Annotated in this window: 18 protein-coding genes and 1 other annotated feature (1 of these 19 only partly in view); of the genes, 7 read left to right on the forward strand and 11 right to left on the reverse strand. The window is 47.7% G+C overall.

Annotated elements, in window-relative coordinates; translation table 11 throughout:
- Positions 1 to 39: a binding site (T-box leader), on the reverse strand; it reaches 234 nt to the left of the window's first position.
- A 21-nt stretch (positions 40 to 60) separates the two neighbouring features.
- Positions 61 to 219: a hypothetical protein gene (locus tag DWY63_RS18035; protein WP_156327599.1), complete on the reverse strand. Its 159-nt coding sequence runs from the start codon at positions 217 to 219 to the stop codon at positions 61 to 63.
- Positions 220 to 267: 48 nt separating this feature from the next.
- Here DWY63_RS18035 and DWY63_RS12220 point away from each other — a divergent pair, with 48 nt between their 5' ends.
- Together DWY63_RS12220 and miaB are read left to right on the forward strand one after the other, a co-directional pair.
- Positions 268 to 1,368, forward strand: coding sequence for an SLC13 family permease (locus tag DWY63_RS12220; protein ID WP_117802302.1), 1,101 nt, complete (start codon positions 268 to 270; stop codon positions 1,366 to 1,368).
- Between the two features lie 105 nt (positions 1,369 to 1,473).
- Positions 1,474 to 2,958, forward strand: coding sequence for a tRNA (N6-isopentenyl adenosine(37)-C2)-methylthiotransferase MiaB (gene miaB / locus DWY63_RS12225; RefSeq protein WP_055266015.1), 1,485 nt, complete (start codon positions 1,474 to 1,476; stop codon positions 2,956 to 2,958).
- Between the two features lie 91 nt (positions 2,959 to 3,049).
- On the opposite strand, the gene DWY63_RS12230 is transcribed toward miaB, so the two are convergent.
- Positions 3,050 to 4,399, reverse strand: a complete 1,350-nt coding sequence (locus DWY63_RS12230; protein ID WP_117802303.1) for an MATE family efflux transporter — start codon at positions 4,397 to 4,399, stop codon at positions 3,050 to 3,052.
- Positions 4,400 to 4,532: 133 nt separating this feature from the next.
- Between DWY63_RS12230 and DWY63_RS12235 the strand changes: the two genes are divergently transcribed.
- Positions 4,533 to 5,414 carry an AraC family transcriptional regulator gene (locus tag DWY63_RS12235; protein WP_158568370.1) on the forward strand — a complete coding sequence of 294 codons (882 nt, stop codon included), beginning with the start codon at positions 4,533 to 4,535 and terminating at the stop codon, positions 5,412 to 5,414.
- Between the two features lie 54 nt (positions 5,415 to 5,468).
- On the opposite strand, the gene DWY63_RS12240 is transcribed toward DWY63_RS12235, so the two are convergent.
- On the reverse strand, positions 5,469 to 8,198 hold the full coding sequence (locus DWY63_RS12240) for a beta-mannosidase (protein WP_117802305.1): 2,730 nt from the start codon (positions 8,196 to 8,198) through the stop codon (positions 5,469 to 5,471).
- A gap of 289 nt (positions 8,199 to 8,487) precedes the next feature.
- Here DWY63_RS12240 and DWY63_RS12245 point away from each other — a divergent pair, with 289 nt between their 5' ends.
- Positions 8,488 to 10,275 (forward strand): aminopeptidase P family protein, encoded by a 1,788-nt coding sequence (locus tag DWY63_RS12245; protein ID WP_117802314.1) that lies wholly within the window; start codon positions 8,488 to 8,490, stop codon positions 10,273 to 10,275.
- Between the two features lie 79 nt (positions 10,276 to 10,354).
- Here the strand turns inward: DWY63_RS12245 and DWY63_RS12250 are convergent, their stop codons facing one another.
- From DWY63_RS12250 to DWY63_RS12295, 8 genes are all read right to left on the reverse strand, one after another.
- Positions 10,355 to 11,098 (reverse strand): amino acid ABC transporter ATP-binding protein, encoded by a 744-nt coding sequence (locus tag DWY63_RS12250; RefSeq protein ID WP_055217779.1) that lies wholly within the window; start codon positions 11,096 to 11,098, stop codon positions 10,355 to 10,357.
- A complete protein-coding gene (locus DWY63_RS12255; protein ID WP_055217777.1) occupies positions 11,088 to 11,777 on the reverse strand; it encodes an amino acid ABC transporter permease in 690 nt (229 codons plus the stop codon). Before DWY63_RS12255 ends, DWY63_RS12250 begins: the two co-directional genes overlap by 11 nt.
- 94 nt (positions 11,778 to 11,871) lie before the next feature.
- On the reverse strand, positions 11,872 to 12,672 hold the full coding sequence (locus tag DWY63_RS12260) for a transporter substrate-binding domain-containing protein (protein ID WP_306665737.1): 801 nt from the start codon (positions 12,670 to 12,672) through the stop codon (positions 11,872 to 11,874).
- A gap of 836 nt (positions 12,673 to 13,508) precedes the next feature.
- A complete protein-coding gene (locus DWY63_RS12275) occupies positions 13,509 to 15,086 on the reverse strand; it encodes a recombinase family protein (protein WP_117802315.1) in 1,578 nt (525 codons plus the stop codon).
- 140 nt (positions 15,087 to 15,226) lie between these two features.
- Positions 15,227 to 15,424, reverse strand: coding sequence for a hypothetical protein (locus DWY63_RS12280; RefSeq protein WP_009271129.1), 198 nt, complete (start codon positions 15,422 to 15,424; stop codon positions 15,227 to 15,229).
- Between the two features lie 58 nt (positions 15,425 to 15,482).
- Positions 15,483 to 16,421, reverse strand: a complete 939-nt coding sequence (gene mobV / locus DWY63_RS12285; RefSeq protein ID WP_117802306.1) for a MobV family relaxase — start codon at positions 16,419 to 16,421, stop codon at positions 15,483 to 15,485.
- 183 nt (positions 16,422 to 16,604) lie between these two features.
- The gene (locus DWY63_RS12290; RefSeq protein WP_117802307.1) at positions 16,605 to 17,000 is read right to left on the reverse strand and encodes a replication initiator protein A; all 396 of its coding nucleotides are present in this window, start codon (positions 16,998 to 17,000) and stop codon (positions 16,605 to 16,607) included.
- 111 nt (positions 17,001 to 17,111) lie between these two features.
- Complete coding sequence (locus DWY63_RS12295) at positions 17,112 to 17,525, reverse strand: cysteine-rich VLP domain-containing protein (protein ID WP_117802308.1); 414 nt, start codon at positions 17,523 to 17,525, stop codon at positions 17,112 to 17,114.
- 443 nt (positions 17,526 to 17,968) lie between these two features.
- Between DWY63_RS12295 and DWY63_RS12300 the strand changes: the two genes are divergently transcribed.
- Genes DWY63_RS12300 through DWY63_RS12310 form a run of 3 tightly spaced genes read left to right on the forward strand, consistent with a single transcriptional unit; the run spans position 17,969 to position 20,081 of the window.
- Complete coding sequence (locus tag DWY63_RS12300; protein ID WP_117802309.1) at positions 17,969 to 18,769, forward strand: helix-turn-helix domain-containing protein; 801 nt, start codon at positions 17,969 to 17,971, stop codon at positions 18,767 to 18,769.
- Positions 18,770 to 18,810: 41 nt separating this feature from the next.
- Complete coding sequence (locus DWY63_RS12305; RefSeq protein WP_117802310.1) at positions 18,811 to 19,425, forward strand: NUDIX hydrolase N-terminal domain-containing protein; 615 nt, start codon at positions 18,811 to 18,813, stop codon at positions 19,423 to 19,425.
- Between the two features lie 26 nt (positions 19,426 to 19,451).
- Positions 19,452 to 20,081, forward strand: a complete 630-nt coding sequence (locus tag DWY63_RS12310) for an HAD family hydrolase (RefSeq protein WP_117802311.1) — start codon at positions 19,452 to 19,454, stop codon at positions 20,079 to 20,081.
- Positions 20,082 to 20,809 lie beyond the last annotated feature (728 nt).

Here is a 20,809-nt window from a genome sequence, read left to right on the forward strand (position 1 = left end):
GATTTGTCTGCATTTACTTTTTCTTTTCTCAGAATTTGCTTTTACACGACAGAAGCAATTTTAACGCGATTTTTGTTGATTGTCAAGAATTGGCTGGAAAAATTTGTCGATTTTTTGAAAAACCGCATTTTTTTCGGTTTCTGACCTTTTTCTTGCATCTTTTCCATATCTTTTATATAATAATCTGCGGTATCCGAAATATGCAGCCTGATTTTTCATCTCGATCTTCCAACATCAGTCCTGCTTATTCATGAAAGGATGATTTTTATGATAAAAAAACTGATTTCCTTTTTTCAAAAAGATGCAGTGCTTACCGTCTCTTTTTTTCTTGCAGTGCTTTCCTGCTTTTTCTGTCCTCCCGGTCCACAGTATCTTGGCTATCTGGATTTTCATACTCTGATCCTGCTGTTCTGTCTGATGCTGATTGTCGCGGGCCTGCGGGAATGTGGCGTATTTGACTGGCTTGGCACCAGTCTTCTCCGGCATGTAAACTCAGAACGGATGGTTGCTCTGCTTCTGATTTCCCTGTGCTTTTTCTGCAGCATGCTGATTACCAATGATGTCGCTCTGATTACCTTTGTTCCGTTTGGCATTCTGCTTCTGCGAATGTGCCATATGGAGCAGAAAAAAATACTTCTTGTCACCTTTATGACCATGGCTGCAAACCTTGGCAGTATGTTTACTCCTATCGGCAATCCGCAGAATCTTTATCTGTATTCGCTTTCCGGACTTTCCCTTTTGCAGTTTCTGCTTATGATGCTGCCTTATACTCTGGGTGCTGCAGTTCTTTTTCTGATCTGCATTTTTCTGTTTTTCTCCGGAAAGAAAATTTCCGTTTCCCTGGAGAAAAAAGCGATTACTCATCCGCGGCAAATCGCAGTTTTTGCAGCTCTTTTTTTCTGCTGTATTCTTACGGTTGCCAAACTTCTCCCGCATAGTATTCTGCTTCTGATCACGATTGCCGGGATCTGCCTGGTGAACCGCAGCCTTTACCGCAGAGCAGACTACTCTCTTTTGTTCACTTTTGTGTTTTTCTTTCTTTTTATTGGAAACATGAAACAAATGGCAGCGCTTCGTATTTATCTGGAACAGATGATTACCGGACACGAACGGCTTCTTTCCGTCCTCACAAGCCAGATCATCAGCAATGTTCCTGCCGCCATGCTGCTTTCCGGATATACAAAAGAAATCCCGGAACTGATTGTAGGAACCAACCTCGGCGGCCTCGGGACTTTAATTGCATCTATGGCAAGCCTGATCTCCTATCGCCAGATTACGGCCGCAGACGCTTCCTGCCGCAAAAAATATATCCTGATTTTTACTGTTTTCAATCTTGTTTTTCTTGCTATTTTGTATCAGATACGCTAAAATAAAAAGAAGATCCGGCTGTACGGGTCTTTTTTCACGGCATTTTATACCGTCTCATTATTACTGTACTTAGCATTTTATATTGAAAAAGAAAGGGTTTCATTTATGAAGATAGATCTCAGAAACGTTCCGGATGCCGAGGTTTCCGGCATTGATCTTGCAAATGTTGACATTACTGTTCCGGCACCGGAGACAGAACCGCAGCGTCAGTATTACTTTATGGCACTTTTAAAACAGCAGCTCGTACCGGAGCGTGCAAAACAAAACGGAAAAGAGTATCTGACTGCCTGCATCACAACCTTCGGCTGCCAGATGAACGCCCGTGATTCCGAAAAACTGGAGGGAATTCTGGAAACCGTCGGCTACCACATTGTGGAGACCGAAGATGCCGATTTTGTTGTTTACAACACCTGTACCGTCCGTGAAAACGCAAATCTGCGTGTCTACGGTCGTCTTGGACAGCTTGGCAAGTACAAAAAGAAAAATCCGGGCATGATTATTTCCCTCTGCGGATGCATGATGCAGGAGCCGCTTGTTGTCGAAAAACTCAAAAAAAGCTACCATTTCGTCAACCTGATTTTCGGAACGCATAATATCTACCGCTTTGCCGAGTATCTTGTCCGCTGTATGACAGAGGACCGCATGGTGATCGATATCTGGAAAGATACCGATAAAATCGTGGAAAATCTCCCGGTTGACCGCAAATATCCGTTCAAGTCGGGTGTTAATATTATGTTCGGCTGCAATAACTTCTGCAGCTACTGTATCGTACCGTATGTGCGCGGCCGCGAACGCAGCCGGAAGCCGGAGGAAATCATCGCAGAGATCAAACGCCTCGTTGCAGACGGCGTTGTTGAAATTATGCTGCTTGGTCAGAATGTCAATTCCTACGGAAAGAATCTCGAGGAGCCGATGACGTTTGCACAGCTTCTGCGCAAGGCAAATCAGATTGAAGGGCTGAAACGCATCCGTTTCATGACCTCACATCCGAAGGATCTCTCGGAAGAACTGATCGATGCAATGCGCGACTGCGAGAAGGTCTGCCTCCATCTTCATCTTCCGCTCCAGTCCGGAAGCAGCCGTATCTTAAAACTGATGAACCGCCGTTATACCAAAGAGCAGTATCTTGACCTGGTAGACCGAATCCGCGCAAAAGTGCCGGATATTTCTCTGACAACAGATATTATCGTTGGTTTCCCTGGTGAGACCGAAGAAGATTTTCTGGAAACACTGGATGTGGTCCGCCGCGTTCGTTACGACAGCGCGTTTACCTTCCAGTATTCCAGAAGAACCGGAACACCGGCAGCTGCCATGGAAGACCAGATCCCGGCGGATGTTGTAAAAGACCGTTTTGACCGTCTTCTTGCCGAGGTCCAGGAAATTTCCCGCGAGGTAACCGCAAGACATCTTCATACCGTACAGGAAGTTCTGGTGGAAAGTATCAATGAGCAGGACGCTTCTCTTGTCACCGGCCGTATGAGCAACAATACGCTGGTTCATTTCCCGGGAGATGCTTCGATGATCGGAACGCTGCAGAACGTTTCCCTGGACGAATGCCGCGGCTTCTACTATATGGGAACGCTTGTTTAACCAAAAGACCCTGCCCGCACAGTTTTTCAGTCTTTGAAAAGACTATGTTACAAAGCTGTGCAGGCAGGGTTTTTATATATAACTTCTCCTTTTATCCTCTCACATCTGGAGTTTTCCCGGAGAGCCGCCTCTGATAAAAAAAGTAGGTAATCATAAGCATAACTCCAGCTCCGACCCATGCGGAAATTTCTGCGAATGCCACTCCGCGGAACGCAAGGCGCGGTGCTAAAAGCAGCACAACCATGACGCGCATGGCAACCTCCACAATCCCGGACACCATCGGCAGAACTGTTTTTCCCATTCCCTGGCAGGCGTTTCGGAAGACAAACAGCCAGCCAAGGGCGAACAGGGCAACTCCGGTAACCGGCAGAAAGATACAGGTATAGGAAATGACTGTCGCATCATTCAGCATCAGGGATGCCAGAAACTTCGGGCAGAAAATTTCCAGTGCTGCAAAAGGAAGATTGACAAGGACAGAAAGCACGACACCTGCCCTGACTCCCTGTTTGATCCGGTCGTATTTTCCGGCTCCATAATTTTGTCCTGTAAAAGTCAGAAGTGCAAGTCCAAGTGTTATACCCGGCTGCTCGAACAGACCGCACACCTTCATACATGCAGCATAAGCTGCGACATAAGCCGTTCCCATCTGATTGACAAAAACCTGAAGGACCATACCGCCCACCGCAGTTACAGAATTCATCACAGCTACCGGCAGGCCTTTTCCAACGAGTGCGCCAAGAAGTACACCATCTGCCCTCCAGTCTGTTTTCCGCGGAAGCAGTTCTGCGGCGCGCCGGATATATACCAGACAGTAAAGGGCAGAAACCACCTGCGCCAGAACCGTTGCAAGCGCCGCTCCAAACACGCCCATGCCAAACGGAAATACAAATAGAAGATCCAGCACAATATTGACCACCGACGAAACGATCATAGAAGCCAGCGGCACTTTACTGTTTCCGACGGACCGGAGCAGCGTCATGGCAAAGTTATTAAAAATGGTAACGGTACTGCCCGCCAGAATGGTTCCAAAATAAACCAGAGTGTCTGTCATCATATCCTCCGGTGTCTGGAGAAAGACAAACAGACGGCGCATCCAAAACAGACTGCCCACCGTAATTACAATTCCAATGGCAAGACAGATATAAACCGACATCGCAATTTCTTTCCGCAGTTTTTCGATATCATTCGCTCCAAAGGAGTGGGAAATACAGATCCCAAGTCCTCCGGTAAGCCCCATGGCAAAGCCGAGAATCAAAAAATGTACCGAACTGGTATTTCCAACCGCTGCCAGAGCCACATCTCCGATCCCCTTTCCAACGACCATGGAATCCACAAAGCTGTAAAGCTGCTGAAAAAGATTTCCGATCAGAATCGGCAGGAAAAACTGAAAAATCAGCTTCATGCTGTTGCCCTGCGTCATATCATTTGTTGTTTTTTGCATGATGTTAATCTTGTAACCTTTCCTTTCTTCATTCCTTCTTGCAAATCATATAAAATCACTATATACTAAAAGAAGTTTGTTTCCATCCACAGTCAGTATGGAACATCCACTACGAACGAAAAGTGAGACATCTATGAATAACTTATATGAATATATCGACCCCATCGCCTCTCCTTATGAGGCTTTTCTTTTTGACAGCACGCGGGACTCCCTTCCGATTCCTGCTCACTGGCACTATTATGTAGAACTTCTCTACGTTCTGAAAGGAGAAATTGAGGTTTCCCTTGATAATGTGACATCCATCGGAACAGAAGGATCCGTGATCCTTTTTCCGCCCAAATGCGTTCATTCCATCGCGCTTGCAAAAGGGTCTGTTCCGGTGCAGTATGATGTGATTAAATTTGACCCCAATCTTCTGCCCACCTGCAAGACGGATGAGCTGGATCTGCGTTCGATTCTGCACGGCCTCCACACGTTCCGCTGCCCCTGTATTTTTTCTCCGGAGCAGGTACGGAAAATGGACCTTTTTCCTCTTTTTTCGGATATTCTTAAGGAATACCGGGATAAAGAGCTTGGCTATTCCATGATTCTTACAGCGGATCTTCGGAAAATCATCAGCCGTTTTGTACGGAACTGGCAAAAAAGCGGGACTTCTTTTCCGTCTCCCGGCGTGCATCCTTCCTACGAAATCAGTTTTGACCTGATTTCCGAATACATTGATTCCCATTATTTTGAAGAACTGACCGTAGAGAAACTTGCCGCCATGTGCAACATGTCGCACTCCACATTTTCCATGAATTTTTACCGCCGCTACAATATGACCTGCAAAGAATATATTACGGCAACCCGAATCAATGCGGCAGAAAACATGCTGCTTTTTTCCAGTCACGATGTTTCTTTTATTGCCAGAGAAGTCGGCTATCCGGACTGCAGCTATTTCATCCGGTGTTATAAAAAAATAAAAGGAATCACACCGAAACAGGCCAGAAAAATCCAGGCAGAAAAAAATAAATAACGTTATTTTGCAGAAAAGGGCACGCATTCATTTTGCGTGCCCTTTTTCCATGCCTTATCGTTCTGCTGTCTCGTATACGCTTCGTACGCGGTATGCGCCCGATACGCCGGTTCCCTTGGCGGTAAAGTCTGCGGTCGGCAGAATACGGAAGGTCTTTGTTCCTGCTTCCATATCAACGAAGTTATCGTCCAGGCGAAGCACACCGTTTTCGGTCTCTACGCTGACAGATTTTGCGAAGTTCTCTGCCGTTACAGTTACGGTATCGCCGTCTACCGATACAGAAAGTTTCGGATCTGCGAAATGGTAATGCTTCGGTGCACAGAACAGCGTCGATCCGGAAGATACGACGTTTCCATCGACAACCAGCTCATACGTCAGATGAACTTCCAGCGGATCCTGACCGTTGAAATCAAGATGCGGCATCCACTGTCCGCCGTAGGCCGGTGCGTTGACCTCGAAGGTTCCCTCTTTGACTACGGAAGAATCCGGACGGCGCAGAGACCATTTTACGGTTCCAACAATCGGCTCACCCGTCTCATTCGCAACGTGAAGGTCTGCACTGACATCGATTGGATGCGGCAGGGTGTTGACAAACGGTTTCTGATCGATCTCTCCATGCTCCTCACAGGAAAGCAGAACCGGTGCGAACATCTTCTTCTCTGCGTACTGCAGGGCTTTCCAGTTTCCGTAGTAATCGACGCTTGCCCAGGATGCTACCGGCCAGATATCGTTCAGCTGCCATACAACAGCACCCATGCAGGTACCACGGAAGCGGCGGAAATGCTCTACGCCGTAACGGATGGCATCTGCCTGAAGAAGCTGTGAGCAGTAAAGAAGCTCATCGAAATTCTTCGGATACAGATAGGTCTGTGAGATATAGTTCAGGATCTTTCCGTTGGCAGCCGTATTTCTCTGGTGCATTTCCATAACGCGTGAGAAGATGTTGCGGTCGCCGTCTTCCGTAAACCGTTTTACAGTCTGCAGGGACGGGAAGGACTGGAATCCGAACTCGGACAGGAAACGGTAATGGTGGGAACGATAAGCGGTAAACGGCTCGCTTCCGTGCCATACGCCCCAGTAATGGGTATCGCCGACATTTTCCGCATTGCTGTTTTCGTAATTTCCGCCTGAAGACGGGGATGACGGCCAGTAGAATTTCTCCGGATCCTCTTCTTTGACGATTTTCGGAATGATGTACTCATACAGATGGATATAATCGTAATACTGTTTCTTGGATTTCGGCCATGCCAGCATTTCATACTGTGTCTCCATCTCATTGTTTCCGCACCACAGAGCAATGCTTGCATGAGAACGAAGTCTGCGTACATTCTGACGGATTTCTGTGGAGATATTCTCCTCAAAATGATCTGACAGCTCATAGGAAGCGCAGGCAAACATGAAGTCATGCCAGATCAGAAGTCCTCTCTCATCGCAGACATCATAGAAGAAGTCATCGAGGAAGTATCCGCCGCCCCATATACGCAGGGAATTGAAGTTTGCTTCCTGTGCAGATTTTAACAGCAGATCGGTACGTTCTCTCGTCTGGCGGGTTAAAATATTATCCTCCGGAATGTAATCCGCGCCCATCGCGAAAATCTGCAGTCCGTTGATTTCATATGCAAAGTTGCGGCCTTTTACCGTCTTTGCTGCTTTATCGGTGATAATTACTTTCTTCTCACCGTTTGTCATAACCATGTTGTCGCCGTCGTCGTAATCTGGTGCCTGTCCGGTCATGTGTTCATCATAAACTTCATCTTCCATCGGATCGGTATTGACCGTGATGGTGCGAAGACCCATTTTCTTCTCCCAGGTATCCAGGGTATCCTCTGCAACAAGCGCTACCTTTACCTGATACAGTGCCTGTGCGCCGTAACCGTTCGGCCACCACAGCTCCGGATTTTCTACGGTAAGAGAAGCCTGTACACGGTTGCTGCGAAGCTCACATGTAAGACCGGTCAGATTTTTTGATGGTGCTGAATGGGTCAGCGGATCGATGCTGCCGCTTTCTGCGGTCAGAACGGTTTTTCCATCCGGAGAAGTAACCGTCATGACAATTTTTACGTTTCCGTCGGTAACTCCCGGCATCCACTCGATCTCGGCATCTGCCGTCAGGCGCACGGAATCAACAACATTTCCGTGAACCGTTTTTCCGGTTACGTGATGCTCCTGGCCTACAAATACCTGTGCCAGACGGGCTGTTTTTACAGCAAGAACGGAAGCCTCACGGAACAGTCCTGCATCTGGAAGACGCGGGCCCCAGTCCCAGCCGTACATGCACGCTGCTTTACGGATATGCGGGAATCCCGGCATTGCATCGGAGGATCCGCCAACCGGGCATTTTGTATCTTCTTCCGCAATGAATTTGGTCGGAGAATGCAGAATCACTTTTACCTGATATACGGTATCGGCTGCATCACCTGCAACAAGATCGGTAATATCGTACTCCCAGACACGGTTCATGTTGTCTGCGGAGCCGATTTTCTCTCCGTTCAGATAAACATCCGCGATCGTATCAATTCCGTCGAAATGTAAAAACAGGCGATCCGCTTTTCTGTCTTCCTCTCCGATCACGATTTCTGTCTCGTATGCGAAATCGTTCTCCATCAGTTTCAGTGCGTCGAGTTCATTGTCACGATAAAACGGATCCGGGATCAGACCTTTTTCCAGAAGTGTGCCGTAAACGGTAGACGGAACCTTTGTCTCAATTGGAGCCTCCGGAATATCGTAAACATTTTTTCCAAGGACCGTTAAGGTCCAGTTGTCTTTCAGACATATTGTATGCATTACAGTATGTCCCCCTTTCTTACATAGTTTCTGCTTCTTCGCGTAGTTTCACCACGCTTTTTCTTTCTTCCTATCTTACTTCTTTTGTGCAGAAAATGGTACAAAAAAGCTCTTGAAAAATAGGAAAAATCTCCAAATGCACAAAAATTTTCGCAAAAACAGGAAAACAGTGAGACAAATTCTCAATCATCACTTTGACAGATTTGGAAAATGTGATAGAATAAAAATGTTGGCATCCCATTTAAAAATGCCGACATTATTTTTCGAAAAGAAAGATGAGGAAAAAACTATGATACCAGAAAGATTAGCTGCTCTCCGTGAAAAAATGAGAGCATACGGCGTGGACGCTTATCTGGTTCCGACCGCCGATTATCATGAATCCGAATATGTAGGAACTTACTTTAAAGCAAGAACGTATATTACCGGTTTTACCGGTTCTGCCGGAACTGCTGTAATTACGCAGGACGAAGCGTGCCTCTGGACCGATGGCCGCTACTTCGTACAGGCAGCCAAAGAACTTGCCGGAACCGGCGTTACCTTAATGAAAATGGGCCAGGAAGGTGTTCCGACCGTAGAGGAATACCTGCAGGCAAATACAAAAGAAGGCATGACCATCGGCTTCGACGGCCGCGTTGTCAATGAGATGCTCGGTGAGACACTGGAAAAGACACTTCCGGAGCGTTTTCTCTCCTATCGAAGTGACCTGATCGGTGAAATCTGGTCCGACCGCCCAGCACTTTCTGCAGAACCGGTATGGCTTCTTGATTCCAAATATACCGGCGAGTCCGCTGCTGACCGTCTTGCAAAAGTCCGCGAAAAGATGAAAGAGAACGGTGCCGAGGTGCATATCCTGACCGCACTTGACGATATCGCCTGGATGCTGAACATCCGCGGAAACGATATTCCGTGCAATCCGGTTGTCCTCTCCTACCTCATTCTGACCGAAACCGAAGGCCATCTGTTTATTCAGGAAGCAACTTTAAATGATGAAGTAAAACAGTATCTTGCCGGTCTTGGTATTTCGATTCATCCATACGATGCTGTCTATGATTTCGCTGCCGGCATCACAGGAAAAACGATTCTTCTGGAGAAAGCCAAAGTCAACTACACGATCTGCCAGAGCGTCATGGGTGAAAACACGATTGTCAATGTGATGAACCCGGCTTCCTCCTTAAAGGCATTGAAAACACCAGTTGAGATGGAAAATATCCGCAAAGCCCACGTCAAAGACGGCGTTGCTGTAACCCGTTTCGTTTACTGGTTAAAGAAAAACATCGGCAAAATCCCGATGGACGAAGTTTCCGTTGCAGAGAAACTGGAATCCTTCCGAAAAGAGCAGGAAGGCTACATTGAGCCGAGTTTCGGAACCATCTCCGCTTACGGCCCGAATGCCGCTATGTGCCATTATCAGGCAACGAAAGAAGATTTCTCCGTTCTACAGCCAAAAGGCATGTACCTCGTGGATTCCGGCGGACAGTATTATGAAGGAACAACCGATATCACAAGAACCATTGTTGTCGGACCGCTGACTGAGGAAGAAAAAGAGCATTTCACCATCACCGCGATGGGAACCCTGCGTCTTGGAAACGCAAAATTTCTCCATGGATGCATCGGCATCAACCTCGATTACCTCGCAAGACAGGCATTCTGGGAGAGAGGTCTTGACTTCAATCACGGAACCGGCCACGGCGTCGGCTATCTCTTAAATGTCCATGAGCGTCCAAACGGTTTCCGCTGGAAAATGGTTCCGGAGCGCATGGAAAATGCCGTTCTCGAGGAAGGCATGCTGACCTCCGACGAACCAGGTATCTATATTGAAGGAAGCCACGGTATCCGTACCGAGAACCTCATGCTCTGCCGCAAAGCAGAAAAGAACATGTATGGCCAGTTCATGCGCTTTGAGTTCGTTACCATGGTTCCGATCGACCTCGACGGTATCGATACGCAGTATATGACGGAGAAAGATGTCGAGCTGCTGAATAATTACCACAAAGAAGTGTATGAGAAGATTTCTCCTTATCTGGAAGGGGACGAAAAAGAGTGGCTGAAAGAAGCTACCCGCCCAATTTCCAAATAAGTTCTTTCTATAACATCAAAAAACCGATGTTCTGTGCGTGTTATTTTCACAGAACATCGGTTTTTCTCATTTCTTTTCCTTATAATACTTTCGATAAAAATTCTCTCAGGCGCGGGTGCTGCGGATTTGCGAAGAATTCCTGCGGCGTATTCTCCTCCTGAATATTTCCCTCGTTGATAAAGACCACGCGGGTTGCCACTTCTCTTGCAAAACCCATTTCATGCGTTACGACAACCATCGTCATGCCTGATTCAGCAAGTTCCTTCATAATTTCAAGAACCTCTCCTACCATCTCCGGATCGAGTGCAGAAGTCGGTTCGTCAAACAGCATGACATCCGGATTCATCGCAAGGGCGCGCGCGATGGCGATTCGCTGCTTCTGTCCGCCGGAAAGGCTTCCCGGATAGGCATCTGCTTTGTCCGGCAGTCCGACACGGGTCAGAAGCTCCATCGCTTTTTTCTCTGCTTCTTCCGGTGTCATTAGTTTTAATGTCACCGGAGCGAGCAAGATATTTTCCTTAACGGTTTTGTGCGGAAACAGATTGAACTGCTGGAATACCATTCCGATCTTCTGACGCACATGGTCAATGTCAGTTTCCGGCGCCGTGATGTCAACGCCCTCGAAGTAAATTTTTCCGCCGGTTGGAATTTCCAGACGGTTTAAGGAGCGCAGAAACGTCGATTTTCCGGAACCGGAAGGACCGATAACGGCGACAACTTCTCCCTGACGGATCTCTGTGCTGATTCCGTCTAAAACTTTATTATCCTCGAAGCTCTTCTGCAGATTTTCAACTTTAATTAATACTTTTTCGTTAGTGGTCACTCTTACGCAGTCTCCTTTCCAGTTTGCCCATGAAATAGGTCAGAATCATAACAAGAATCAGATAAAAGATCGCTGCGGAGAGAAGCGGAACCAGCGCATCGTACGTACGGCTCTGTACCAGAGTTGCTGCTTTTGTAATATCGATGGTTCCAATATAGCCGATGATGGCGGTCTCTTTCAACAGCACGATCATCTCGTTGATCAGCGCCGGAAGAACATTTTTAAACGCCTGCGGAATGATAATCAGACGCATGGTCTGTGCCGAATTTAAACCAAGGCTTCGTCCCGCTTCCGTCTGTCCTTTATCCACAGACATGATTCCGGAACGGAAGATCTCGGCAACGTACGCACCGGAGTTAATACCGAATGCAATTCCGCCGATCACGATATTGTTCAGGTTTACGGTTGCAAAAATAACGGAATAGAAAAACAGAATCTGAATCATGGACGGCGTTCCGCGGATAATCGTCAGATAGACGCGTGCCACAATGTTCAGAAGTTTTAATTTACCGGTCTGCTCGTGTGTCGAACGGATCAGCGCGATGAGAAGTCCGAGCACAACACCGATGCACAGTGCAATTACCGTGACAAGCAGCGTCGTCTTCAGACCGGTCAGCCACCACTCTGTAGCACCGTTGTCTACAAAGTAGCGGTTAAACTGATGCTGTAAATTTTCCATAGAATACATCTCTCCTTTGTGGTTTCATTTCCTGCAAAAAGAGCGGCTGCACCATTTTGCCTGGCGGACAGCCGCTCTTTTTCCTCTTATTAGATTACTTTCTTACAATAACAACCTGCGTTGCATTTGCGTAAGTATCGGTGAAATCAACACTCTCCTCACGCTCCGGAGTAACGGTCATTCCGGCTGCGCCGAAATCTGCTTTTCCACTGTTGACAGATGCAAGGATGGTTTCAAATGACATATCCTCGATTTTCAGCTCATAACCAAGCTTGTCGCAGATTGCCTTGGAAATGTCGGCATCGATACCAACGATATCATTTCCCTCTTTGTACTCCCACGGCTCGAACTCTGCGTTGGTTGCCATGGTAAGCGTTCCCTTGGAGTGGTCTGCGTCTGCCGGGGATTCATACGGATGCTGTCCGACTTCATCACCAATGTAGTTGCTCATGATCTCATCAAGAGTTCCGTCCTCTTTCAGCTCTGCCAATGCAGTGTTGAACTCGTCTCTTAACTCATTTCCTTTTTTGAAGCACATCGCGTACTCTTCGGTATCAAAAATGCCTTCTACAATTTTCAGATCATCGTTTGCTGCAACGAATTTTTCTGCCGGCAGGGAATCGATGACCACACAGTCGATCTTTCCATTTTTCAGTGCCTGAATAGCATCGGCGCCTTTGTTGTAACGCTGCATCTGGGAATCTGCATTAACGGCATCGCTCGCCTGAGAATCACCTGTTGTTCCGGTCTGTACACCAATCTTCAGATCTGCCAGATCCTCTACGGATGTTACTTCTACTTTCTTTGCGGTAGATGCAGAACTTCCGCATCCTGCCATCGAAACAGCAAACAAAACGGACATTGCAAGTGCTGTTGCTTTTTTTGCAAAATTCATTTTCATAATAATCTCCTTCTCTCCTCATGTGATGTATATTTATTCACTTTCTCTTATTATAACAGCATCTTTCTGAAATGCAAGGAAAAACGGAAAAAAAGCAACAGAAATACAAAAGACAGCCCGGGGGTTCTTCCATGGCTGTCTTTCCGTTTTTGTATTTAGTCCGTATTTTTTCCGTCTGCTGCTGTGCAGCGCAGGATCCGCTGAATGCTCTTTTCCGATAAAGCATATTCCTCTGCGAGTTCGGAAACTCTGCTTCCATTTTGATGTTTCTCGCAAATTCCTTCATTGTGATATCTGGTTGTTCTTGTACAAGTTCCAGAATATCGTGGTGCTGTTTTTCTGTAAGAATTGTTTTCCGGCCTCTCAGCTGCGTTCTGGTCTCATAACTGCCAGTGCGTGCACGCTCTTCTATAAGGCGGTATACGGTGCTTTCATTTACTGAAAAATATTTTGCAATTTCCCTGGCATTATGAGTTTTATCCCAGGCCTCCAATACCAGTTTTCTAGCTTCATTTGTAAAGGGACTGCATTATTTAAGAGGTTTGTTATAATTGCTTTTCATCCATTCTTCTTGACACTCCCCACAGCTAAAGCAGGGGGATTCTTGTTTCTTCCACTACTGCATTGACGAATACCTTACGGTACTGCAATGTCTTACACAGTGTCCACAAGCTATGTTTATCCTGTTCCCGTATGCCCTACGGTACAGCTTTTCATCTTTATGCAGACTGCATCTGCAGTGCTTTTTTCAAAATATTGATGCCTGCATTCGTATCCCGGTCATGAACTGCGTGACACCGGTATCACATAGTTAAAGATATTGGTGTCATTCAATCAATTTTGCCGATAAAGCGGTAGAAGATTTCTACCTCCTGTTCCCGGCTTCCGTCCTCGTTCTTGACCGCTTCATGGACAAGGATTTTCTCAATCAGCGTGTTCAAGAGTTCGGCGGTGAGTTCCGTGGGATTGACGCACTCTTTCATCAAGGCAATCCATTTTTCTGCGTCTGCGGTGCTCTGGCTTTCAGCGGCAATAGCGGATTGAAGCTGTTCAATCTTTTCTTCCAGTTCCGCCTGTTCGCTTTGGTACTTCCCGGACAGCATATTGAAGTTGTATTCCGTGATACGCCCCGCCGCCCAGTCCTCATACATCCGGGCAAACAGGGTATCGACCTCGGCTTTCCGCTTCTCCGCTTTTTCCAGTTCAGCGGCCTGCTTCTTCCTTGCGGCGGCCTGTCCTTTGTCATTGGCGTTCAGCAGCCGCTTCAAAAGCTGTTCTTCATCGTGCTGTACCAGCCCCGACCAGTATTGCAGACGGGAGAGAACATAGGCGTAAAGCACATCATAGCGGATGTAGTGCATGGAGCATTGGCGTGTGCCTTGCCCGTTCTTGCTGCAATGGTAGTAGCCATAGGGCTTGCTGTTCTGCCTGTTCTCCCCGTAGGCCAGCGACCAGCCGCAGTCCGCACACTTTATCAGTCCCGCAAAAATCTGTGTCGTGCCATTCTTGCGCTCCCTCCGGCGGCTTGCAATCTGTTCCTGTACCTGCCGGAAAACCTGTTCGCTGATAATCGGCTCCTGCGTGTTCTCCACCCGCACCCATTCACTTTGGGGCTTGCGTATCCTCCGCTTGTTCTTAAAGGAAATATTGGTCTCCCGGTAGTGGATGGTATGGCCGATGTAGGTTTCATCTTTCAGAATGCTTTTGACCTGCGCTATCGTCCATGCGTAGCCTTTTTCCTCTGGTGCGCCAGCGTAGATATTGGCGAAAGTCCCGTCACGCTGGAAATTGATAAATCCCGGCGTCGGTACTTTTTCCGCAATCAATATCCTTGTAATGCTGGCCGCCCCTTTGCCGTGAATAGCAAGGTCAAAAATCTTCTCCACGATCCAGCGGGTTTCCTCGTCGATTATCAGCTTGTTCTTGATTTCCGGGTGCTTCTTGTACCCGAGGGGAGCATAGGCGCTGATACGCTGTCCGGCGGCAAACTTTGCCTTGAAAGCAGTCTTTACCTTACGGCTGGTGTCCTTTGCGAACCATTCGTTGAACAGGTTTTTGAATGGCACAAAATCGGACAGTCCCTTTTCTGTGTCCTCGTTCTCCGCAACGGCGATGTACCGCACCCGTTTTTCCGGGAACAGAAATTCCAGATAGTAGTCCATCATCACATGCTCCCGCCCGAAACGGGACAGGTCTTTGGTGACAATGCAGTTTACTTTTCCGGCTTCCACATCATCCATCATGCGCTGGAAACTCGGACGCTCGAAGTTTGTCCCACTCCATCCATCGTCCACATATTCCCCGACCACATGAAGCCCCTGCTCCCTTGCGTACTGTTGCAGGATTGTCCGCTGCGTTTCAATGCTTACGCTGTCGCCATAGCTTTCATCGTCACGGCTCAACCGCATATAAAGAGCCGTGTTGTGAATGGTAGTATTGTAAGGTTGTTTCACCGTAAAAATCCTCCTTCTAAAGAAACAACCCACGCTTACAATACTTTTGCTCTATGGCAATTATATCATAAGCGTGGGCGTGTATCAACGATGGGTCACGAAGAAGCGGCCTTTGCCGCCGTGTGCCGGACTACATCAACGATCAGATCTCCAATCGGACGACCGCCAGCGGCGAAATGTTCGGAGATTTTGATACGGTTTTTCCCACATACAAAATACTGTGTGCCGTTCTCGTCAGTAATGACCTGCCCGGTGTGTATTGTATCAATAATGTCGCTTTCGCTTTTTACCATCCAGTGTCCTCCGTATGATTATTTTTCATCATGCAGCTTGAATTTCTGTTCATAGCGTTTACCTCTCTCTTGTTCGCTGCTGCCGTTTCAGTTCCGCCAGTATATCCGGCGGAATACGGTCAACCAGCCGCTGTAAATCGTCCAATTCGCTTTTCAGCTTTGCCCGTTCCATCGTATCTTTTATCTTGCCTTTTTCACTGGCCTTCGCCCTTGCTTCCAGCTTCTCATTTTCCGCCAACAGGTCATTGATTGTGACCTTGTACTTTTTCAGTTGCCCGGAGAAATTCTCCATCTGCGGGAACCACTTTTTCAGCATGGAAAGGGCTTCCTCTTTTTTCTTCCCGGCGTTCAGCGGGTTGATGCCGTCAAGGGTGGCTTCAATGGCTCTGGCCTGCCGGGAGAGGGAAACCGCCTGTTTGAAAAGCCGGGTGGGGATATGCTTCCGGCCTGTCTTGCTGGCGCTCTCCCCACGCTCCAAGTCGGGATATTTCTCCACCATATAGGCGTGAAAATCGTCCTGCCACTTCGTCAGGTTTGCCCGGTTGCCGATAATCTCCTTAGCGCACAGGCGATTGTCCTTTGTCAGCGGAACAAAGGTCAAATGCAGGTGGGGCGTTTTCTCGTCCATGTGTACCACCGCCGACACGATATTTTCCCGTCCTACCCGGCCAATGAGGAAAGCCGCCGCCCTTTGGAAGAACGCCTGTATCTCCTTTGTGGATTTCCCCTTGAAAAACTCCGGGCTGGCGGTTATCAGCGTATCGACAAACCGGGTGCTGTCCTTGCGGGTTCGGCACCCGGCCTGTTCAATCCGGCTCTGAATGAAGCGGTAATAGCGTCCCTCCGGCTTGACGATATGGAAGTTGTACTTGCTCCGGCTGGTGTCAATGTCGGGGTTGCTGGCGTATTGTTCTTTCTGCCGTTTGTGATGGGCTTCCAGCGGCCTTGCCGGGTTGCCCTTGTGCTTCTCAAACCGCAAGATTGCGTGTTGCGCCATTCTACTCCTTTCCCCATTCCTTTCCTATCCGGGGTTTTCCACAGGGAAAATCCCACAGAAAATAGCTCGGATAGGATTGGAATGGATAGAATATAAATCAATCATTTTAATCTTTGTATTTCTATATACCGTTCGGTTTTCGTACTTCAAGAGGGCGGTTTCCGTACTTCATGGGTACGGTTTTCAGTCCTCCGGCGTACCAGAACCGGATTTCTTGAAGTCGGTGTTTGGAACCGCTTCATGGGATTTTGGGAAAATGCGGTTGGGTTTTCCACAGCCCTGCTTCTGGATCTCCACCAGCCCGGCGTATTGCAGTTCCCGCAGGGTGTTCACCGCTTTCTGCCGCCCACAGTGAAGCAGGTCAACCACTTCACAGATAGGGTAATACAGGAAAATCCGTCCGCAGTCATCCGCCCACCCATTTTTGCGGGATAACTCTGTCCGGCGCAGGATAAAGGCGTACAGAACCTTTGCCTCGTTGGACAGGGGCTTGAAGGTAGGGGCTTCAAAGAGGAAATTCGGGAGCCGGGTGAAGCTGAACACCTGTTCCGGCTGGTGAATGTAAATCGTGTGTGTCATATCGTGTTTTGTGGACGGTTAGAAGCCCGTTTTCCGGGGCGGGCGATACTTTATACCACCTGCCCCGGTTTGGGGCTTGCAAAGCCTTATAAATCAAGGCTTTTTTCGCTCCTAACTGTCCACAGCTGACCTCCTTTTCCGTTCACTTTCTGTTTTCTGCCGCCTGTGAACTCTGGCGGCACAGCCGGGGCAGTATTTTGCCCGGTTGGATTTGGGGACGAACACGCCGCCGCAGACCGCACAGCGTTTCAAGTCCTTATCCCGGAAAAGTTCCGCTTCCAGCGTCCCGTCCAGCGGCAAGACTGCCCAGCGGAACCACTTACAGCAGACCGAGAAAGAAATCGTCTGCGGGCAGATGCAGGTGTCCCCATCGTCAAGGGCAATGCAGTTGCCGCCCTCACAGTTACAGCACTCTCGGCGTATCAGGCTGGCCGCCTGTTTCCTCTGCGCCGGTGTCATGCGGTAAAGGGAACCGTTCGGCCTGCGTTCCAGCGGCGGCAAGTCTTTATAGGGGTTATCTCTCATGCGTTCCCTCCATTTTTCTTTCCGTTGCCGTTCTCCCCGAAAAGGTTTCCTGCCTCGTCGTCGCAAGCTGCGTATCGCTCGTTTCGCCGCAAGCGGCAAAACTCACTCGCTCCGCTGCTCCTCCTCTCCCCACAAAGCCATGCGGCTTTGCGGGGGCCCCGACAATAGCGGCGTGTTCCGGCGTTGGCACGCTCCCCGCAACTTCGGGACATTTTGTCCCGAAGTCCGGCTCCTTGCGGTGCTTCCCCAGCCGGGGTATTCCTTTTCGGACGGTCATTCTGTTTTCAAGGTGCTGTCCATCGATGAACTACCCTAAGTCTACACGAAAAAAATGCAATTCCCGGAATTTTGCGAGAATTGCATTTTGATGAAGTTTACACTTTGGAAATTGCATTTTTGCAATCATTCTGTATAATGGAAGTATGCGGAGGAGGTGCGTGTTTATGGCTTTACCCGGAACACCCGGACAACGGATTTCCGATTTATGCAATGGGAACCACATCACACAAAAGGAACTTGCGGAGAAGATAGGCGTTTCCGCTTCCCAGTTGAGCCGCATTGTCAGCGGCGAAACAAGAACGGTAAGCAGTGATATTCTCATAGGTGTGGCAAAGGAATTTAAGGTATCGACAGACTACATACTGGGCTTGTCTACCGTGAGCGTCCGTAAAAGCTACGATATTTCTGAATTAGGCTTGTCCGAGGGAGCCGTGAGGGGGCTTGTGACGGGTGCTGTTGATGTGCAAATCCTCAACCGCCTGTTGGAACACAGGAATTTTCCCAAGCTGATAGATTTGATACGGATTTATTTTCAGGACACGGCGGCAAAGGGCATAACAGCAAGAAACCAGCTTATCGAGATAGCAACGGCTTCCCTGTCCGATCTGATGAAAGAACACCCGGAACACCGGGCGGAAGCAAAGCAGGATTTACAGCTTTTAAACACCCAAAAGATGGGGGAACATGAAGCAGAGATTGAAAAAATCAAAAATGTGTTCCTGGCTATCCTGCGGGATATTAAGAAAGATATTGACAACGGGGAACAGCCGGGAGAAGCTGTGACCGCCGCTATGTTCCAAGCCATGCGGGACGCACTGGCGGAACAGAAGAAAAACCCGCTTTCCATTGACGATGTAACGGCGATGATAGCCGGACAGATCGGACAGCTTGCACCGATGGATGAAGAAACTGCCGACTTGTTCCAAAAGTTGTTAAAGAAAGTGATGAACCCAAAAAATGACTGATATTTTATCAGAGAAAATCACAGTAGCAAGGGAGGATAACCATGAAAGAACAATGGCTGGAATGGGCAATAGAATTACAGAGTCTTGCACAAGCAGGATTGACCTATGGAAAAGATATTTTTGATAGAGAACGCTATGAAAGGATACGGGAAATTTCTGCTGAGATAATGGCATATAAGACAGATATACCTGTTCAAAAAGTGAAAGACCTTTTCTGTAATGAAACAGGATACCAGACACCAAAACTTGATACCAGAGCCGCTATTTTTCAAAATGGAAAAATTCTTCTTGTTAAAGAGAATAGCGGAAAATGGTCACTTCCCGGAGGTTGGGTTGATGTAAATGTGTCTGTCAAAGAAAATACTATTAAGGAGGTCAAAGAAGAAGCAGGCTTAGATGTAACTGCTGATAAAGTGATTGCAATTCAAGACCGCTCTAAACATAACTTGCCAGTATATGCTTATGGCGTATGTAAAATATTTGTACTTTGCACCATTATCGGAGGTGCCTTCAAAGAAAATATAGAAACTACGGGCTTTGCATATTTTTCAGAAAATGAACTGCCGGAACTGGCCACGGAAAAGAATAATGAAGAGCAAGTAAAAATGTGTTTTGAAGCATATCGAACCAAAAACTGGTCAACTCTTTTTGATTAGACCGAGGGAAAAGGAGGAACAGTCCTATGGGTTATAAGCAGATTGTTTTTGATGTAGACGGAACTCTGATTGATACAGAATATGCCGTCATTCATTCTTTGCAAGATACTATAAGAGCAATAAACGGAAAGATAATCTCCGATAAAGAATTAACATTTGCTTTAGGAATTACCGGCGAAAATGCTTTGCAGCGTTTAGGAGTGAGTGATATAGCGTCAGCACTATTTATGTGGGACAAGAACATGGAAAAATACAGGGACACGATTACTGTATTTCACGGGATAAAAGAATTGCTTGAGACTATTTCGGAATTAAAATTAGGCATAGGAATTGTTACCTCTAAAACCCATGAAGAATTTAGAAGCGATTTTCAGAAATTTGATATATCATCTTACTTTGAAACCGTGGTCTGTGCTGATGATACGCTACAACACAAACCAGAACCAGACCCGCTTTTGAAATACATGGAATGGACAAAATGTCAAGCAAATGAGTTACTGTACATTGGCGATAGTATCTACGACATGCAGTGCGCTAAACATGCAAATGTAAACTTTGGATTAGCAAAATGGGGTGCTGGAAATAGAGTGAATGCTCAAAAATCATTCTGTACTCCTTTTGATTTAGCCAAAAATCTTGCTTCAACCAAAAGCTAATACTTGATACAAGCAAGTAGCAAAGACAGCCGAGCCAGTCACGCCCGTCTTTGCTAAAGGGTAATCAAGGCGGGAAAGCCCTAAAATGGCTTCACGCCCATTTCAATTTTTAGAAAAGAAACGCTCCAAAATCAGAAAGAGAGCGGCCAAGCACTTTGAGGGATTGGCCGCCTTGTCCACCCATTCAACGGGGCGGCGGGCGGCGGTCAAGACTGGGTGCAAACCCGTTCATTTCAGTCTTGACGGTTGCCCACTGTCCTGCTATTTTCCGGGAGTGTGGCCACTACTTCGGGACACTTTGTCCACAAGTCGGAGCGTAGGACGAGGGACGGGGGCTTTCATATACCTGCCGCCGTTCTCTGAAACCAGCCCGATTTTTTGTTCATTCCCATTCACAAAAAGTCAGCCTGTTTTCCTACCGGAGCAAACGGGGCGCAAAAAGCACCGCACCCCGTTTCCCCCGTCAGCCACGCCAGCAGGTATAACACACTACACTTTGCTTCGCAAAGTCGTGTGCCAAATGGGGGCTTTGCCCCCATTTGGAAACCCCCACAAGAAAAGGCGGTACGCTACCCCTCCACGGGGCGCATACCGCCTTTTCTTGTTATCCAGCCCTCCGGCTGTATCGGTTGAGCAAAAGTCAGCGTGGGATTGGTGTGGTATCTTTATCTAAGCGAACCCCCCGGGGCACTCCCAGATACGAATGCGCAGATTTTTCACCAGCGGAT

Origin of the sequence: Blautia sp. AF26-2 (genome assembly GCF_003460955.1) — a bacterium.
Lineage (GTDB): Bacteria > Bacillota > Clostridia > Lachnospirales > Lachnospiraceae > Fusicatenibacter > Fusicatenibacter saccharivorans.

What these genes read in the sequence shown, in the direction of transcription:
- DWY63_RS12275 (WP_117802315.1), bottom strand. Translation starts at nt 15,086, where the DNA reads ATGCGGTTGAGCCGTGACGATGAAAGCTATGGCGACAGCGTAAGCATT.
- DWY63_RS12310 (WP_117802311.1), top strand. Translation starts at nt 19,452, where the DNA reads ATGGGTTATAAGCAGATTGTTTTTGATGTAGACGGAACTCTGATTGAT.
- miaB (WP_055266015.1), top strand. Translation starts at nt 1,474, where the DNA reads ATGAAGATAGATCTCAGAAACGTTCCGGATGCCGAGGTTTCCGGCATT.
- DWY63_RS12255 (WP_055217777.1), bottom strand. Translation starts at nt 11,777, where the DNA reads ATGGAAAATTTACAGCATCAGTTTAACCGCTACTTTGTAGACAACGGT.
- mobV (WP_117802306.1), bottom strand. Translation starts at nt 16,421, where the DNA reads ATGGCGCAACACGCAATCTTGCGGTTTGAGAAGCACAAGGGCAACCCG.
- DWY63_RS12230 (WP_117802303.1), bottom strand. Translation starts at nt 4,399, where the DNA reads ATGCAAAAAACAACAAATGATATGACGCAGGGCAACAGCATGAAGCTG.
- DWY63_RS12305 (WP_117802310.1), top strand. Translation starts at nt 18,811, where the DNA reads ATGAAAGAACAATGGCTGGAATGGGCAATAGAATTACAGAGTCTTGCA.
- DWY63_RS12260 (WP_306665737.1), bottom strand. Translation starts at nt 12,672, where the DNA reads ATGAATTTTGCAAAAAAAGCAACAGCACTTGCAATGTCCGTTTTGTTT.
- DWY63_RS12245 (WP_117802314.1), top strand. Translation starts at nt 8,488, where the DNA reads ATGATACCAGAAAGATTAGCTGCTCTCCGTGAAAAAATGAGAGCATAC.
- DWY63_RS12295 (WP_117802308.1), bottom strand. Translation starts at nt 17,525, where the DNA reads ATGAGAGATAACCCCTATAAAGACTTGCCGCCGCTGGAACGCAGGCCG.
- DWY63_RS12240 (WP_117802305.1), bottom strand. Translation starts at nt 8,198, where the DNA reads ATGCATACAATATGTCTGAAAGACAACTGGACCTTAACGGTCCTTGGA.
- DWY63_RS12300 (WP_117802309.1), top strand. Translation starts at nt 17,969, where the DNA reads ATGGCTTTACCCGGAACACCCGGACAACGGATTTCCGATTTATGCAAT.
- DWY63_RS12290 (WP_117802307.1), bottom strand. Translation starts at nt 17,000, where the DNA reads ATGACACACACGATTTACATTCACCAGCCGGAACAGGTGTTCAGCTTC.
- DWY63_RS18035 (WP_156327599.1), bottom strand. Translation starts at nt 219, where the DNA reads ATGAAAAATCAGGCTGCATATTTCGGATACCGCAGATTATTATATAAA.
- DWY63_RS12235 (WP_158568370.1), top strand. Translation starts at nt 4,533, where the DNA reads ATGAATAACTTATATGAATATATCGACCCCATCGCCTCTCCTTATGAG.
- DWY63_RS12280 (WP_009271129.1), bottom strand. Translation starts at nt 15,424, where the DNA reads ATGGTAAAAAGCGAAAGCGACATTATTGATACAATACACACCGGGCAG.
- DWY63_RS12220 (WP_117802302.1), top strand. Translation starts at nt 268, where the DNA reads ATGATAAAAAAACTGATTTCCTTTTTTCAAAAAGATGCAGTGCTTACC.